13 protein-coding genes are annotated in these 15,349 nt (G+C 73.1%); 6 read left to right on the top strand and 7 right to left on the bottom strand.

Annotated elements, in window-relative coordinates; translation table 11 throughout:
* Positions 1–13 precede the first annotated feature (13 nt).
* Positions 14–994 (bottom strand): helix-turn-helix domain-containing protein, encoded by a 981-nt coding sequence (locus tag ABZ642_RS02130; protein WP_360475604.1) that lies wholly within the window; start codon positions 992–994, stop codon positions 14–16.
* A gap of 486 nt (positions 995–1,480) precedes the next feature.
* Here ABZ642_RS02130 and ABZ642_RS02125 point away from each other — a divergent pair, with 486 nt between their 5' ends.
* On the top strand, positions 1,481–3,031 hold the full coding sequence (locus ABZ642_RS02125) for a protein phosphatase 2C domain-containing protein (RefSeq protein WP_360475601.1): 1,551 nt from the start codon (positions 1,481–1,483) through the stop codon (positions 3,029–3,031).
* A 60-nt stretch (positions 3,032–3,091) separates the two neighbouring features.
* On the top strand, positions 3,092–4,834 hold the full coding sequence (locus tag ABZ642_RS02120) for a pyruvate dehydrogenase (RefSeq protein ID WP_360475598.1): 1,743 nt from the start codon (positions 3,092–3,094) through the stop codon (positions 4,832–4,834).
* Position 4,835: 1 nt separating this feature from the next.
* Here the strand turns inward: ABZ642_RS02120 and ABZ642_RS02115 are convergent, their stop codons facing one another.
* Positions 4,836–6,224, bottom strand: a complete 1,389-nt coding sequence (locus ABZ642_RS02115; protein ID WP_360475594.1) for a helix-turn-helix domain-containing protein — start codon at positions 6,222–6,224, stop codon at positions 4,836–4,838.
* 178 nt (positions 6,225–6,402) lie between these two features.
* Between ABZ642_RS02115 and ABZ642_RS02110 the strand changes: the two genes are divergently transcribed.
* From ABZ642_RS02110 to ABZ642_RS02100, 3 genes are all read left to right on the top strand, one after another.
* Positions 6,403–7,023, top strand: coding sequence for a hypothetical protein (locus ABZ642_RS02110; protein WP_360475591.1), 621 nt, complete (start codon positions 6,403–6,405; stop codon positions 7,021–7,023).
* A 160-nt stretch (positions 7,024–7,183) separates the two neighbouring features.
* Complete coding sequence (locus ABZ642_RS02105) at positions 7,184–7,648, top strand: hypothetical protein (protein ID WP_360475588.1); 465 nt, start codon at positions 7,184–7,186, stop codon at positions 7,646–7,648.
* Between the two features lie 307 nt (positions 7,649–7,955).
* Positions 7,956–8,402 (top strand): ATP-binding protein, encoded by a 447-nt coding sequence (locus ABZ642_RS02100; RefSeq protein ID WP_360475585.1) that lies wholly within the window; start codon positions 7,956–7,958, stop codon positions 8,400–8,402.
* 80 nt (positions 8,403–8,482) lie between these two features.
* Here the strand turns inward: ABZ642_RS02100 and ABZ642_RS02095 are convergent, their stop codons facing one another.
* Together ABZ642_RS02095 and ABZ642_RS02090 are read right to left on the bottom strand one after the other, a co-directional pair.
* Complete coding sequence (locus ABZ642_RS02095) at positions 8,483–9,514, bottom strand: DUF2637 domain-containing protein (protein ID WP_360475582.1); 1,032 nt, start codon at positions 9,512–9,514, stop codon at positions 8,483–8,485.
* 316 nt (positions 9,515–9,830) lie between these two features.
* Complete coding sequence (locus ABZ642_RS02090) at positions 9,831–10,655, bottom strand: (2Fe-2S)-binding protein (protein ID WP_360475579.1); 825 nt, start codon at positions 10,653–10,655, stop codon at positions 9,831–9,833.
* 163 nt (positions 10,656–10,818) lie between these two features.
* Here ABZ642_RS02090 and ABZ642_RS02085 point away from each other — a divergent pair, with 163 nt between their 5' ends.
* Complete coding sequence (locus tag ABZ642_RS02085; RefSeq protein ID WP_360475576.1) at positions 10,819–11,586, top strand: GntR family transcriptional regulator; 768 nt, start codon at positions 10,819–10,821, stop codon at positions 11,584–11,586.
* A 193-nt stretch (positions 11,587–11,779) separates the two neighbouring features.
* On the opposite strand, the gene ABZ642_RS02080 is transcribed toward ABZ642_RS02085, so the two are convergent.
* From ABZ642_RS02080 to ABZ642_RS02070, 3 genes are all read right to left on the bottom strand, one after another.
* Entirely contained in the window at positions 11,780–12,280 is a 501-nt protein-coding gene (locus ABZ642_RS02080; protein WP_360475573.1) for a DUF2231 domain-containing protein, read from the bottom strand.
* Positions 12,281–12,354: 74 nt separating this feature from the next.
* Positions 12,355–13,122: a hypothetical protein gene (locus ABZ642_RS02075; protein ID WP_360475570.1), complete on the bottom strand. Its 768-nt coding sequence runs from the start codon at positions 13,120–13,122 to the stop codon at positions 12,355–12,357.
* Between the two features lie 353 nt (positions 13,123–13,475).
* The gene (locus tag ABZ642_RS02070; RefSeq protein WP_360475567.1) at positions 13,476–15,176 is read right to left on the bottom strand and encodes a PucR family transcriptional regulator ligand-binding domain-containing protein; all 1,701 of its coding nucleotides are present in this window, start codon (positions 15,174–15,176) and stop codon (positions 13,476–13,478) included.
* Positions 15,177–15,349 lie beyond the last annotated feature (173 nt).

Here is a 15,349-nt window from a genome sequence, read left to right as displayed (position 1 = left end):
AGTGCCGCGCGGGTCAGTCCCGGGCCACCCAGCCCCGCTCGTAGGCGTGCCAGCCCAGTTGCAGCCGGGTCGTCACCCCGGCCAGCTCCATCAGCCGTTTCACCCGGCGCTGCACGGTCCTGAGGCCCAGGTCGAGCTGTTTGGCCACGCTCACGTCGGTCAGCCCGGCCAGCAGCAGCGACAGCACCTCCAGATCGGTGGCGTCGGGGGCGTCCGGCCGTTCCTCGGTCACCCCGCGGGCGCCGAGGCGGAGCGGCAGCGCGGTCCGCCACACCGACTCGAACAGTTCGGACAGCAGCTCCAGCAGGCCGCTGGCGTGCACCACCACCGCGGCGGGCTCCGAGGTGTGCGAGGTGAGCGGGACCATCGCGAGGGAGCGGTCCGCCACGACCAGCTTGGTCGGGACCCGATCCACCACCCGCACCTGCTCGTCCCGGCCCAGTGCCGCCGTCAACTCCGTGATCCCGTGCGGCAGATCGAGCACCGCGCGCTCCACCACCACCCGGTAGCGCACTCCCCGGCCGGCCGCCTGTTCCTCCGCCTCGTTCTCCGTCCCGGAGACCACCATCGGGTTGCCGGTGACCAGCGCGCACACCTCGTCGCCCGCGCCCAGCTGGAGCTGGAGGAACCGCTGGGCGACGGCCGGGGCGCCGGTCACCACCTCGACCAGGTCGTGCACCGCCGGCTCGGCGGCCGCCGCCCGGTACTCCTCGGCCAGCAGCGCCGCCGCCAGCTCGGCCTTCTCCAGCTCGTGCCGCTGCTGGGTGAGCAGCGCGCCCAGCGCCACCCCGGGTGGCGCCGCCACCCAGCGGCCCGGCCGGCCCGAGGACTGGGCCGCGAGACCGTGCCGCTCCAGCCGGCGCAGCGCGCGCTCGGTGTCCGGTTCGGCCAGCGTCAGGCGCCGCGCCAGATCGGGCACATCGGCGGCGCCCACGGAGACCAGCGTCCGGTACGCCGACTCGTCCCTCTCGTCCAGACCGAGCGCTGCCAGCATCGACCCGCGTTCCTCCCTCGAAGTCGGGTGCCATGGCGGGAACCGGCCACGGCGCGAACCCGCCGCAGCACATCATCGCCGTACCGGCGGTCACTCTGCCAAGATCACGTCAGCGCGGCACCTTCACGGGGGATCCGGTTCCGCGATTCACAGCTGGCCGCAAGGAACGCCCGTCACAATCTGGCCTCCGGCCGACGCGACCGCGTCCGGCCGTGCGAGCGGTGACCCGGGCCCATGACGCGCGCACGCGTAGGGGATCTGGGGCCGGGTCACTCAGCTGTCGCCGGGTGGTTCTCCCGTGGGGGGTGGGACCACCCGGCGACTCACACGTGTCACGGGCACCGTCCCCCTCACGCGTGCCGTTGCCCCTCTTTCGTCGCACGGGTGTTCAGCGCGTCCCTCGCCACGCCGTTCGACACCGGGTCGGGTGCGGGATTTTCCCGATGCCCCGTTTTCATCCGGCCCGTGCGGTGGACAATTAGGGGCATGAGTCAGCGAGGGGGTAGGCCCACCCGTCATGAGGACGACTGGTGGGGGCAGTTGTACGACGACTCCACCGAGGACACCGGCCCCACGGCCGCGCCCGATTCCCTGGACGACCGCTTCGCCTCGGCGAAGAACACGGTGGCGGGACGGGGACGGGGACGAGGCTTGCGGGGCGTCGCGGAGGAACCGGCCACCGAGCCACCCGTCCCGCCGGCCCTGCCGGTGCAGCCGGTCCCGCCCGGGGCCCCGGCCGTGCCGGTCCCGCCGACCGCTCGGGTGCCGTCGCCCAGCCTGCCGGTCCCACCGACCGTCCCGGTCCCGCCGACCGTCCCGGTCCCGCCGACCGTCCCGGTCCCGCCGTCCGTGCCGGCGCCGCCGTCCGTCCCGGCGCAACGTGCGCCCGGTGTTCCCACCGAGGTGGCGGGCGGGAACAGCGCCATCGTCCGCAAGCCCTGGCCGTGGGACGAGGAGGACCCGGAGTTCCCGGAGGCGGACGACGACGCCTGGGCGGACTCCCGCCCCGCCACCCGCCCGGACCTGGCCACGCTCCCGCCGCACTCCGCCCCGGCCGCCGCCCCGGTCTCCTCCGTGGACTACGTCGGCTCCGGCCCGCCCACCTACGACGCCGAACCCACCGCCCTGCCCGCCGCCGACCCCGACGAGCTCGACGACCTGGTCGCCGACACCGTGCTGGACGGCGCCCGCTACGGCACCTGCACCCTGCGGGCCGTCTCCCAGCGTGGCGACTCCGCCCGGTACCGGGGCGAGCCGCGCCGCGACGCCCTGCTCACCGCCCGGTTCGGGTCCGGCGACCAGGCACTGCTCCTGGTCGCGACGGCCACCGGCGCCCGGGCCACCCCCGGCGCCCACCGGGCCGCCGCCGAGGTCTGCGAGTGGATCGCCCGGGCGGTGGGCCGCAGTCACCAGCGGCTCACCGAGGACATCCAGGCCGCCCGACGCGGCGACCTCAAGTCCGGGCTGCACCGGCTCACCGACCGCAGCCTCGGCAAACTCCGTGCCAGCGCCGCCGAACAGGGCGTCGCCGCCGAGGAGTACGCGGCCAGCCTGCGCTGCCTGCTCGTCCCCGCCCACCCCCAGTGCCGTACCCGGGTCTTCTTCGGGGTCGGGGAGGGCGGGCTGTTCCGGCTCCGGGACGGCGAGTGGCAGGACATCGAACCGCACGTCGACACCGACACCGTCGGCGAGGCCGTGGTCGGCTACGGTTCGCCGCCCGCCGAGACCCCGGAGGGCGACCGGCTCACCATGGACCTCGGCATCCCGACCCCGCCGAGCCCCTACGAACCGGCCCCCGAACCGCCCCGCGACCCCTTCCTCTTCCGGGCCTCGGTAGCCCGCCCGGGTGACGCCCTGGTGATGTGCAGCGGCGGGCTCGCCGACCCGCTGCGCGGCGAGCCCGCCCTCTGCGCGTACCTGGCCCGACGCTGGTCCGGCCGTACCCCGCCGGGCCTCGCCGCGTTCCTCGCGGACACCCAGGTGCGGGTGAAGGGCTACGCCGACGACCGTACGGCGGCGGTGGTCTGGGAGGCGTGACGCCGGTCCCTGTGCGTGGATGGGAGGTATCCGCCCACAGGGAAGGGGCACCCGTCCGCCATGGCCAAGCAGAACGTCGCCGAGCAGTTCGTCGACATCCTCGTCCGCGCCGGAGTGCGCCGCCTCTACGGCGTCGTCGGCGACAGCCTCAACCCGGTGGTCGACGCCGTCCGCCGCAACTCCGCCATCGACTGGATCCACGTACGCCACGAGGAGACCGCCGCCTTCGCGGCCGGCGCGGAGGCCCAGGTCACCGGGAAGCTGGCGGCCTGCGCCGGCTCCTGCGGCCCGGGCAACCTGCACCTCATCAACGGCCTGTACGACGCCCACCGTTCGATGGCCCCGGTGCTCGCCCTCGCCTCGCAGATCCCCTCCAGCGAGATCGGCCTGGGCTACTTCCAGGAGACCCACCCCGACCGGCTCTTCCAGGAGTGCAGCCACTACAGCGAGCTGATCTCCAGCCCCAAGCAGATGCCCCGGCTGCTGCAGACCGCCATCCAACACGCGGTCGGCCGCAGCGGGGTGAGCGTGGTGAGCCTGCCGGGCGACATCGCCGACGAACCCGCCCCGGACCATCCCGTCGAGAGCGCCATCGTCACCTCCCGGCCCACCGTCCGCCCCGGGGACGAGGAACTCGACAAGCTGGTCGCGATGATCGACGCGGCGGACAAGGTGACGCTGTTCTGCGGCAGCGGTACGGCCGGCGCCCACCCGGAGGTCATGGAACTCGCCGGGAAGATCAAGTCCCCGGTGGGCCACGCCCTGCGCGGCAAGGAACACATCCAGTACGCCAACCCGTACGACGTCGGCATGAGCGGACTGCTCGGCTACGGCGCCGCCTACGAGGCCACCCACGAGTGCGACCTGCTGATCCTGCTCGGCACCGACTTCCCGTACAACGCCTTCCTCCCCGACGACGTACAGATCGTCCAGGTCGACGTACGCCCCGAGGTGCTGGGCCGCCGGTCCCGTCTCGACCTCGCCGTGTGGGGCGATGTGCGCGAGACGCTGCGCTGCCTGGTGCCGCGGGTGCGGACCAAGGAGAACCGGCGGTTCCTCGACCGGATGCTCAAGAAGCACGCGGACGCGCTGGAGGGGGTGGTGAAGGCGTACACCCGGAAGGTGGAGAAGCACGTCCCGATCCACCCCGAGTACGTGGCCTCCGTACTGGACGAACTCGCCGACGAGGACGCGGTGTTCACGGTCGACACCGGCATGTGCAACGTCTGGGCCGCCCGGTACATCACGCCCAACGGCCGCCGCCGGGTGATCGGTTCCTTCTCGCACGGGTCGATGGCCAACGCGCTGCCGATGGCGATCGGCGCGCAGTTCACCGACCGGCGACGGCAGGTCGTGTCGATGTCCGGGGACGGCGGCTTCGCCATGCTGATGGGCGACTTCCTGACCCTCGTGCAGTACGACCTGCCGGTGAAGGTCGTGCTGTTCAACAACTCGGCGCTCAGCATGGTCGAGTTGGAGATGCTGGTCGCGGGCCTGCCCTCGTACGGCACCACCAACGTCAATCCCGACTTCGCCGCCGTCGCCCAGGCCTGCGGTGCCTACGGGGTGCGGGTGGAGAAGCCCCGGCAGCTCGCCGGCGCGCTGAAGGACGCCTTCAAGCACAAGGGTCCGGCCCTGGTCGACGTCGTCACCGACCCCAACGCGCTGTCCATCCCGCCGAAGATCAAGGCCGACATGGTCACCGGTTTCGCGCTCTCCGCGTCCAAGATGGTCCTCGACGGCGGCGTGGGCCGGATGGTCCAGATGGCCCGCTCCAACCTGCGCAACATGCCGAGGCCGTAGCTCAGCCCTCGACCGGCACCCACTGCCGGACACCGTTCACGAAGCCGTACCAGTAGTGCGGCAGGCCCTTGATGGAGCTGGTGCGGAACGGCCGGCCGTGGTCGTCGATCCGGACCGTGCCGGAGCGGCCCTGTGAGGACCAGTCCAGTTCGAGGTACCAGCGGCAGTCGCAGCCCTCGGTGCGCGCGTTGACGCGGAGCACCTCCGGGTCGGTGGACGAGACCCGGTAGGGCAGCCGCATGGTCGAGACGGTCTGCCCGTCCGGGCCCTCGCCGGCCACCGGGCGGGCGATGGGACGGTCCTTGTCCAGGTCGACGTCGAAGTAGCGCGGGGTGAGCCCGCCGCCGCAGCCGTCGGCCATGGAGTAGGCGATACCGGGTGCGGGCGCGCTGCGGCCGACGACCCGCACCCGCAGGTCCTCCAGGACGACGGCCGTGGACGAGCGGCCCTGCACCGAGATCTGGACGATCGTGTCACGGCCGTGCACCGCGTTCTGGGTGGCCGCCCAGGTGCCGGCGTCCTGCGGGACGGGCGGCGGCGGCACCTGCGCCGGCTGCTTGTCGATGACGTAGTCGTGGTCGCAGCCCAGCTCCCAGACCTGGGAGCTTGCGGTCCAGGCGAGCGGGACGGCGGTCGGGGCGGGGGTGGCGGGCGTGCTCGGGGTGGCGGCTGAGGGGGTTTTGGTGCCGTCCGGTGAGGAGGACGGCGAGCGGCGGCCGGGCGAGCCGGAGTCGTCCACTGCCGGGCCGGTGGGTGTGGGGTCGTGGCGCCGGGCGTCGCCGGCGGCGGTCGTGGGGGAGGAACCGGGGGCCCGGGCCGAGGTGTCGGCGGGTGGCCGGTCGTCCGAGGGGGCGATCAGACTGCCCAGCGTCACCAGGAGCACGACGGCCACGGCCGAGCCGACCAGGGTGCGGCGACGGCGGTACCAGGGGCGGGGCGCGGGCGTGGGCCCGGACCGCGGCACCGGGTCCTCTCCGCTCCGGGCCGCGGCTGCCGGGGTTTCCGGGGCTGCCCGGGTTTCCGGTTCCGCTTCGGTCCGCCGCGAGGTCTCCGGAGCCGTCGGTTCGGAGTCCTGGGGCCCGGCGTCCTCCGCCGTCCGTGGCCGCTGCCGTGCCGCCACCGCCCGTAACCAGCGTTCGTGGAGTTCGAGCCGTTCCGCCGGGCTCGCGCCGCAGAACGCGGCCAGGCGCTCGACCGGAGCGAAGTCCAGCGGCACCGCCTCGCCCGCGCAGTAGCGATGCAGGGTGGAGGTGTTCATGTTCAGGCGGCGGGCCAGCGAGCCGTAGCTCCGGTCCGTACGGTCCTTCAACTGCCGCAGCAGCGCCGCGAACTCCTCGACGTCCTCGCGCACGGGCACCTTCCCCCGGTCGTCCGTATCCCAGGCACTCATATACCTGCACGTCAACAGGGCTGGGATGGTTCCAGGCCGGCGGAACGGGCGGTGGCCGTTGCGGTGGCCGCAGCTGACAGCCGATGCTTCTGGTGTCGCACCGACCAGGGCCGGACCGACCAGCCGGCGCCGTCCGCGGCATCCCACACCCATGCACCGATCCAACGGGGGACCATCCATGCCCAAGCGCACCCGAGCAGGCGCGCTCACCGTACTCGCCGGCGCCGCACTGGCCGCAGGCACCACGCTCGCCGTCCCGGCGGCGGCCGCCCCGAAGCCGCCCGGCTTCCTCGCGGCGGCCGACCTGCCGCCGCACCCGAGCTCGTCCTGGACGGCCGGCAAGGTCACCGCTGGTGTGCCGGAGGCGGTCAAGCAGGACACCTGCCTGGGCATCGCCCTCGGCGGCGGCCGGAACACCTGGTACCGGGAGTTCCGGACCGATCTCGACACCAGCGCCCGCCAGGTCGGCGTCGAACTGGCCGACGTCCGCGCGGCGAAGGGCCGGGTCGCGAAGCTGGACGAGGACATCGTGTCCTGCGCGGACCGGATCGAGATGGCGGACCCGGAGACCCGGGCGGCCTTCCAGGACCACGGCGACCTGCCCGTCGGCGACGGCGCGCACGTCTACGCCCTGCACACCGAGACCTCCTGGGGCGCCAGTGACATCCGGCTGCTGTCGCTCGGCCGGGAGGGGAGCACCGTGACGGTCGTGGACTGGGGGCAGCTGGGCGGCTTCCAGGACGCGCCGGTGAAGGCGTTCAAGAAGACGACCACCACGGCCGTGAAGAAGCTCCACTGAAGGACGGGGCCGTCCTCCCGCTCGGGGGAGGGGAGGACGGCCCCGACAGGCACCACCCAGCGACCGGCCACCGAAAACCAACCGCAGAGAACCAACCGCAGAGAACCAACCGCAGAGAACCAACCGCAGAAGTCCAAGCACAGAAAACGGGGAATCAGACATGAGCACCAAGACCCGCACCGTCCTCACCGCCGGCGTCCTCGCCGTGGCCCTCGGGCTCGGCTTCACCGCCCAGGCCTCGGCCGGCGCGCCGCGCAGCGTCGCCGGCGCCCCGTCCGACAACCTCACCCGGATCGCCGACTTCTACGGCTCCTACATCGACGCCGAGACCGACCCGGACGGCAGCGGTGACCTGCCCACCGCGCTGCGCGCCTACTACATCGCCCCGACCTACCTGAAGACGCTGGCGGCCTGGGAGGACCGGGAGCACGCCGACGGCGTGCTGCGGGCCCAGAACACCCCGCTCAAGTGGAAGGTCACCGACAACGGCACGGCGAAGAACCACACCGAGGCCGTCGTCACCCTGACCTGGAGCCGCAACACGACCACGAAGCTGTTCGTCGACATGAGCCGCGGGACCCACAAGATCATCCACATCGGCACCAAGGGCCTCGGGGGTAAGTAGGCGGAAGGGTAGATTTCGGCCAGGTTCGCCGGTGCCGTGGACCGCGTGAAACAGCTCGGGGGGTTGTACGAGGGGCTGTTTCACGCCGGGTCTGCGGCACCGTTGGCGCGTACGGGGCGGTCCGGGAGGCGACGTACGGGCCGGGGCCGGTTCAGGACATGGCCGAACACCCGGTCGTCATCGGCGTGACATGACTGGCCCGTGCCCGAGCGGGCATGGATCCCCGTGAACGTGTTCGATCAGGAGGGGAACCGGCAACAGCGTGCGGGCGGGGGTCATGAACAGTCAGGCACGAGGGAGCGGTCCCGTGGCCATCGGGGCCTCCTCGGCGCAGGCGGGGGAAGAGACCGACACGACGGAACGGGGACACCCGTCACAGCTCAGGCGTCGGCTGGGGCGGTCGGATCTGCGGGCGGTGCCCGAGGCGCGCCGGGAGCTGCGGGAACTGCTACGCCACTGGGGGAAACCGGGCCGTTCGGAGATCGCGGAACTGCTCACCAGCGAACTCGTCACCAACGCTCTCGTCCACACCGACCACGAGGCCGTGCTGACGGCCGTCGTGGGACCCGGCCAACTGCGTGTGGAGGTCCGGGACTTCGTGGGCCGCCGACCCCGCGTGTGCGCCCCGGACACCGGGGACGGCACCCACGGCCGGGGCATGGTGCTGGTCGACTCGCTCGCGGACGCCTGGGGCGTGCAGCCGCACGAGGTGGGCAAGTCGGTGTGGTTCGAACTGGACGCGGAGGCCGCCTGAGGCCGCCTTCCCACAACGGGACGGGGGCGTGACCCTGAAGGTCACGCCCCCGTCCCGAAGTGCCGTCCGGCAGCAGACGATCAACCGAACTGCTGCTCGAGGTCCTTGAGCTTGCGCTCCAGGGAGTCGAGGCGCGGCAACGCCATTGTGTCGTCCTCCGCGGTCAGGTCGACCGTGATCGGGTCAGACCCTTTGCGGACTGGCTGGAGGGAGGGCCGCTGGCGTACGGGCAGCTGCTCCGGCGCCGATATGGCAGGCTCCGCAGTGGGCTGGGAGGCGCGCTCCACCTGGTGCACCTCGTCCTGCCGGCCGCGGCCGACGAAGCCCCGGTGGCCCCGGCTGATGGCCTTGAGCTGGGCCCGCTCCAGACGGTCCTGCTCGCGGCGGCGCATGCGGTTGGTCTCCTTCTGCCGCTTGTCCTCGCGCACCTCGTCGACCGCCTCGTCCAGGCTGCGCACGCCCTCCAGGAGCATCAGCGACCAGGCCCTGTAGGTCTCACGGGGAGCCCGCAGCCAGCGCACGATCCGGATCTGCGGCAGCGGACGCGGCACCAGGCCCTGCTCCCGCAGGGCGGCCTTGCGGGTCTGCTTCAGCGCGCGGTCGAAGAGGACGGCCGCGGACAGCGACATGCCGGCGAAGAACTGGGGAGCGCCCGCGTGGTCGACGCCCCTGGGCGCGTGTACCCAGTTGAACCAGGCCGCGGCGCCCGCGAACGTCCACACGAGTATCCGGGAGCCGAGGGCCGCGTCACCGTGGCTCGCCTCGCGCACCGCGAGGACGGAGGAGAACATCGCCGCGCCGTCCAGGCCGAACGGCACCAGGTACTCCCAGCCGTCGGAGAGGCCGAGGTTCTGCTGGCCGAAGCCGACCAGACCGCGGAACGAGAGCGCCGCGGCGACCGCCGCGGAGCAGAACAGGAGCGCGTAGGAGACGGTGCCGTATATGGCCTCCTTGCGCCTGCGGCGCTCCTCGCTACGCTCCCACGAGTCGTCCTTCGCGTGCTCCCCGCCGGACCGCTTGGAGCGCGCGAGCACCGCCACCGCGACCAGCATGCCCAGGAGCAGTACGGCGCCGGGAAGCAGCCAGTTCAGCGATATGTCGGTCAGTCTCATCTAGGGGTCCCTTGCATTGGGATAGGGCGTATCGCCCGCCATAGTGGCCCAATCCCGCCGGCCCTCAGGGGGTTTCGGGGCAAGAGACCGCCAAGGAAGTGCAAGGGGTTGCCCCAGGGCGGCATTCTGCTCGAACTGCCGCGTGAGGGGCGGGAGTTGAGTTCGAGTAAGAGTACCCATACGGGTGGTTCCTCGGAAAGTTCCTGCGGCAAGTGAGGAAGTTGTGAATTCCCTGTCGACGCAAGGGTGATCCCGCCCTAGGTGATCTTAGTGGATCCCGTGGGGTGCTCCGTGCCGGGAGAGCCCTGAGGGTGCCTCAGGCCGCCGCTGCCGCCGTGAGTTTGGCGATCCGCTCGTCGTCGCAGGTACGCGGGCAGGTGGCGCAGGTGTCCTCGGGGCGCAGCGTGTAGTACATGCAGCAGCTGACCCGGTCCCGGGTCGGCAGCGGCTCGCCCGCCGGACCGGCCAGGACCCGGAAGGCGGCCGAGCCGACGTACGGCTTGGTGGCGCCCGGCAGCAGCCGTTCGAGTTCGGGTACGGCCCGCTCCTCGTCGCCGAGGAGTTCGGCGACGTACCAGAGTCCCTCGACGATCTCGTCGGTCGCCATGCCCCACAGCGCCCGCCCGCGCCGCCGCATCCGCGGCCCGAAGGCGCCGAGGATCGGTTCCAGGTGCTCGGCGACGGCCGCCCGCACCTCGGCCCGCAGCGCCTCCTCGTCGGCGACGACGACCGCGCCGGGCAGCGCCGCCGCCGGGTCACCCGGGAGGCAGGCGAAGGAGGCGACGCGCACCGCCATGCGGCCGGCCACCCGGTCGTACGAGACATGCGTCACGGGCAGCCGCGGGACCCGGCGGTCCAGGAACCAGGGGAGGGTGATCAGGAGGCAGGCGGCCCACGCGTAGCGGTGCAGGCCGAAGCCGGCCACCACGTCAGGGCGGCCCGGCTGTCCGTAGTCCCGCAGGATCTGGTCCTCGTCCCAGGCCAGGAAGGTGTCCAGACCGGTCCCGCCCGCCGCGAGCTCGGCGGCGCCGACCCAGTCGCCGCCCCGGGGGGCCGGCTCGCCCGGACCCAGCGCCGTGACCACCAGGTCCGGGCAGACCTCGGTCAGGCGGGCGTAGGCGGCGGAGACGGGGGAGGCCATGGGTTACCGCCGATCGGGTGCGGGCCGACTGCTGGATAAGTAAGCCTTACCTTACCCATTCATTCGGAAATTTGAACTATCGCCCGGGGCGCCTAAGGTGCTTGACGGACGAGTAACAACCCACCGTTAATGACCCAAGTCCCGACGAGTCGGAGGAGGACCCGTGAACCATCGCGCGCACCCGGCTCCGGCCGGGACGGCCAGGGTGCCGGCGCAGACGCGGTCCGAGGAGTCGGCCCGGGAGACGGGCGGGCACCCCGCCGGCACGCCGGCCGCGCGCGGCGAGCACACGCACTGCGAACAGCCGATCCCGCAGCCCAGGCCCGTCGTGCAACGGGCGTCCGTGCGGGGGCAGATCCTGGACGCGTTGCGAACCGCGCTGGCGAGCGGGGAACTGGCGCCCGGCGAGGTGTACTCGGCGCCGGCCCTGGGGGAGCGGTTCGGGGTCTCCGCGACACCCGTGCGCGAGGCGATGCAGCAGCTGGCCCTGGAGGGCGCGGTCGAGGTCGTGCCCAACCGCGGGTTCCGGGTCGTGGAGCGGGGCGCCCGGGAACTCGCCGAACTGGCCGAGGTGCGGGCGCTGATCGAGGTGCCGGTGATGATGCGGCTGGCGCGCAGCGTGCCGGCCGAGCGGTGGGCCGCGTTGCGGCCGCTGGCCGAGGAGTCGGTGCGGGCGGCGGCGCAGGGGTGCAGGGCGACGTACGCGGAGGCCGACCGGGCGTTCCACCGGGCGGTGCTGGCCCTTGCGGGCAACGAGCAACTGGTGCAGATCGCGGAGGACCTGCACCGGCGGGCGGTTCCGCTGCGCGGGGGACGGGCCGACCTGATGGCGGACGCGGGCGAGCACGCGGCGTTGCTGGAGGCGTTGATCGCGGGGGAGTTGGACGCGGTGCGCCGGTTGGTGGCCGGGCATTTCGCCACCGCGGGTTGAGCGGCGGAGGGGTGTTTTCGCGGCGGGCCGCCGTAGGGGTGACGGCCGTCGCCCGGGCGTGGGTCCGTCGTGGCCGGCAGCGCAGTTCCCCGCGCCCCTTACGGGGTACGTCCCGGTTGCGGGCGGTCGCGCCTCCCTCGGTGCCTCAACGGCCTGGGAGGTGCGCCCACCCGCACCCGGCGTAGAGGTGGCCTCAGCTGCCCTGGGCCGTCTTGGCGTACGCGTCGTGCCAGGCGGCCTTCGCGCCGGAGTCGCCTATGCGGTAGACGTCGACGACCGCACCGGCCGCCACGGCCACCGACAGCACGCCCACGACGATCCGCACCGGAAGGGCCGACAGGCGCCCGCCCGCATTGCCGTCCGCCTCCGGGCCGCCGCGTCGCCTCGCCCACCACACGACCGTGGCCAGCGCGAACAGGCCGAGCGCCCATGGCAGCAGTCCGTCACCCAGCTCGGTGTGCCTGCGGACCAGGGCGTCGTCGGTCACGTGCCCCTCCAGCCACTCGCCGGCCTGGGTCGTCAGCGGCACGCTGACCAGGGCGACGAGGGCGAGTACGGGCAGCAGTATGCCCAGCCGCCGGGCGGCCCGCGGCCACAGTGCGGCCGTCACCAGGGCGAGCGCGGCCAGCGGGACCAGGACGACGACGATGTGGACCAGCAGGACGTGGGCAGGCAGCCCGTTGACTGTACTCATGGCAAAGCGCTCCTGAGGGGGTCGGGGCGCGTCAGCCTGGCACAGCCAACTCTCAGTTTCCTCTGAGGCGAATCTCAGGCGGTCGCCGCACCCGGCGTGGGTGGTGTCAACTGGCCTGCCAGCCAGGTCGGGACGCCGCCCAGGAGGCGGAACAGGCGGCCCGCCTCCTCGCGCAGCCGCGACGCCTCCGGCTCCGGCTCCGTGTCGGCCAGCGACGCGAGTGCCGGTGCCGTGCCCACCAGGTAGCCCAGCTCCTCCCTGATCCGCAGCGACTCCGCGAAGCCGTGCCGGGCCTCCGCCAACTCCCCTTCACGCAGGGCGAGTCCGGCCAGATGGCGCCAGGTGAAGGACAGCAGCAAAGGATCGGCGTGGGTCGTGGCGGCCGCGTGGGCCCGACGGTAGGCCGCCCGCGCAGCCTGCGGGGAGCGGGTCAGGTTCTCCGCCAGCAGGCCCCGGCGGAAGTCGAGAAGGGCCCGCCCCGGCGCCCCCGGAGGGATCAGCGCCGCCGCCCTCCCGAGCGCGGCCCGCGCCTCGTCGGCCCGGTCCCGCACCCCGTGCAGCGTGGCCGCGTAGGCGAGTTGACCGCGCTCGCACGCGGCGGCGCCCCGTTCCTCGTCGGTGCGGGCCACCGCCTCCGCCGTCCGCAGCGCGTCCTCCGCCTCTCCCCAGCCGCCCTCGGTGTAGAGACACCGCTCGACCATCAGCCCCGCCCGCTGCAGGGAGGACGTCGGCGTGTCCGTCGGCAGCAGTGCCGCCGCGTCGGCCCAGCAGGCCCGCGAGCGCAACCGCCATACCGCGGTCTGGAGCGGATCGTCACCGGTGTTCGTTCCGTTCCCAGACATGGCGGAATACGCCACGTTGCCCTCCCCAGGGTCCTGCCCTTCGGCTCAGCCCGGGGTCGCGGGGCGTGGCACGCGCATCTGCGGCGTCGTCGTCGGTCACCGACGCTCCGCGTCGGCTCCCTCCTCCGCCTTGCAGCTGCACGCACCACGCCCCGCTCATCGGTGTCGTGAGGCGGGGTGCCTCGACACCGACCTGTTCCGAAGGGCAGGCCCAGCGCGCCGTCGAGCTGTGAAGTGGTGGCCGCATTCCAGCACCGATCGCCACGCGGGGCCAAGAGGGTGGGTGAATAATTTCACAAAGTCGTGGGACGGCGACGGCACTTGGCGTGAGCCGGTCGCACGCCCGCGTGACCTCAGCTCATCCGCAATGCCAAGAAGAAATCGAGCTTGTCCTCCAGCCGGGAGAGGTCCCGGCCCGTCAACTGCTCGATCCTGCCCACGCGATAGCGCAGCGTGTTGACGTGCAGGTGGAGCCGGGTGGCGCAGCGGGTCCAGGAGCCGTCGCAGTCGAGGAACGCCTCGAGGGTCGGGATCAGCTCGGCGCGGTGCCGGCGGTCGTAGTCCGTGAGCGGGTCCAGCAGGCGGGCGGTGAAGGCGCGGCGGACGTCGTCGGGGACGAAGGGCAGCAGCAGGACGTGCGAGGCGAGCTCCTGGTGGCCGGCCGCGCAGACCCGGCCGGGGCGGGCCGCGGCCACCCGGCGGGCGTGCCGGGCCTCCTCCAGGGCCCCGCGCAGCCCCTCCGCCGAGTGCACGGCCGCACTGACGCCGAGGGTGACCCGGCCGTCGTCGTCCAGGCCCGCGGACAGGGGGCCGCGCACCGTCTTCAGGAGGGCGTCGGCGTGGACACCGGACTCCGAGCCGTCGTGCTCGGTGGAGACCGCGGGGAGCGGGACCAGGGCGACCGCCTCGTCGCCGGTGTGGGCGACCGCTATCCGGTCGGACGGCTCCGGGCCGGTGGCCAGCGGGTCGACCAGGATCTCCTCCAGGAGCGACTGCGCGACCGGACCGCCCTCGACCTCCCCGCCGTCCCATTCGGCGCGGGCCACGACCACCTGCCAGTGGGGGGCCGCGCCGAGGCCCGGCAGCAGGACGGGCGCGGCCACCCGCAGGCGCGCGGCGATCTCGGCCGGGGCCGCGCCCGTCTGGACCAGCTCCAGCACCTCCTGGGCGAGCCGGCGCCGCACCGTACGGGCCGCGTCGCGGCGGTCGCGCTCGACGGCGATCAGCTGGGTGACGCCCTGGAGCAGGTCGAGGCGCTCGTCCTGCCAGTCGCTCGCGTCCGCCTCGACGGCCAGCAGCCAGTCCGAGAGCACGGTCTCGCGCACGTCCCGGGAGCCCTGTGGGGAGCGCCCGCCCCCGGCCACCGCCGGGCGGTGCCCCCAGGAGCGGATCGGGAAGAGCGAGTACGTGGCGCCGTCGAGGAGGACCCGGTGCGGGCCCCGGCGGCCGGTGCGGGTCGCGGCCAGGTGCTCGGCGGCCAGCCGGGCGCAGGCGTCGGCCGGCAGCGCGGGCCCGGACACCTTGGAGCCCGCGATCAGCCGGCCGGTCGGGGAGAGCACCCAGGCCCGCAGGTCGAGGTCCGAGCCGAGCAGGTCCAGGACCACGTCCGGGCCGCCGCCCGCCGGACCCGAGGTCATCATCCGGCGGTGCCGGTCCACGACGGCCGCGAGGTCCCCGGCCCGCTCGCCGCTGACCTGCCGTACGACATGCTCGGTGATCGTCGCGAACGCCACCGACTCGTGCACCGCGAAGAGCGGGAGGCGGTGCTGGGCGCAGGCCACCACCAGGTCGTCCGGGATGTCCCCGAGCTCGGCCTCACCGGCGGCCAGCGCGGCCACTCCGGCCTGCGCCAGGAGTCGTACGAACGGCTCGGAGTCCGCGGCGTCCCGGCGCCAGGCCAGGCCCGTCAGCACCAGCTCACCGCCCGAGAGGTAGCGGCTGGGGTCACGCAGGTCCGTGGTCATCACCCCGCGTACGGTGCGGTCCAGCTCGTCCTCGCCGCCGAGCAGCCGCAGGCCCAGCGCATCGGTGTCCAGGAGTGCGCGCAGCCGCATCTCGTCGCCGCCGTTCTGTGTCTCGAAATCTACGATGAATCTTGCAGTGTCATGGATGGGGCGCCCGGCGTGCGAGGTCACGGGCCGCGATCACGAGGTGCCTGGGCGTTTCCTGCGTTTCCACAGGAAAACCAGGAGGTTACTGATGACCTCCGTTCATACGAATCTACAAG

The organism is Streptomyces sp. NPDC007157, assembly GCF_040634235.1.
Classification (GTDB): Bacteria; Actinomycetota; Actinomycetes; order Streptomycetales; family Streptomycetaceae; genus Streptomyces.
The sequence above is the reverse complement of the archived record's forward strand: the minus strand, read 5'-3'. Positions and strand labels throughout refer to the sequence as shown.

What these genes read in the sequence shown, in the direction of transcription:
- ABZ642_RS02130 (WP_360475604.1), bottom strand. Translation starts at nt 994, where the DNA reads ATGCTGGCAGCGCTCGGTCTGGACGAGAGGGACGAGTCGGCGTACCGG.
- ABZ642_RS02125 (WP_360475601.1), top strand. Translation starts at nt 1,481, where the DNA reads ATGAGTCAGCGAGGGGGTAGGCCCACCCGTCATGAGGACGACTGGTGG.
- ABZ642_RS02120 (WP_360475598.1), top strand. Translation starts at nt 3,092, where the DNA reads ATGGCCAAGCAGAACGTCGCCGAGCAGTTCGTCGACATCCTCGTCCGC.
- ABZ642_RS02115 (WP_360475594.1), bottom strand. Translation starts at nt 6,224, where the DNA reads ATGAGTGCCTGGGATACGGACGACCGGGGGAAGGTGCCCGTGCGCGAG.
- ABZ642_RS02110 (WP_360475591.1), top strand. Translation starts at nt 6,403, where the DNA reads ATGCCCAAGCGCACCCGAGCAGGCGCGCTCACCGTACTCGCCGGCGCC.
- ABZ642_RS02105 (WP_360475588.1), top strand. Translation starts at nt 7,184, where the DNA reads ATGAGCACCAAGACCCGCACCGTCCTCACCGCCGGCGTCCTCGCCGTG.
- ABZ642_RS02095 (WP_360475582.1), bottom strand. Translation starts at nt 9,514, where the DNA reads ATGAGACTGACCGACATATCGCTGAACTGGCTGCTTCCCGGCGCCGTA.
- ABZ642_RS02090 (WP_360475579.1), bottom strand. Translation starts at nt 10,655, where the DNA reads ATGGCCTCCCCCGTCTCCGCCGCCTACGCCCGCCTGACCGAGGTCTGC.
- ABZ642_RS02080 (WP_360475573.1), bottom strand. Translation starts at nt 12,280, where the DNA reads ATGAGTACAGTCAACGGGCTGCCTGCCCACGTCCTGCTGGTCCACATC.
- ABZ642_RS02075 (WP_360475570.1), bottom strand. Translation starts at nt 13,122, where the DNA reads ATGTCTGGGAACGGAACGAACACCGGTGACGATCCGCTCCAGACCGCG.
- ABZ642_RS02070 (WP_360475567.1), bottom strand. Translation starts at nt 15,176, where the DNA reads ATGCGGCTGCGCGCACTCCTGGACACCGATGCGCTGGGCCTGCGGCTG.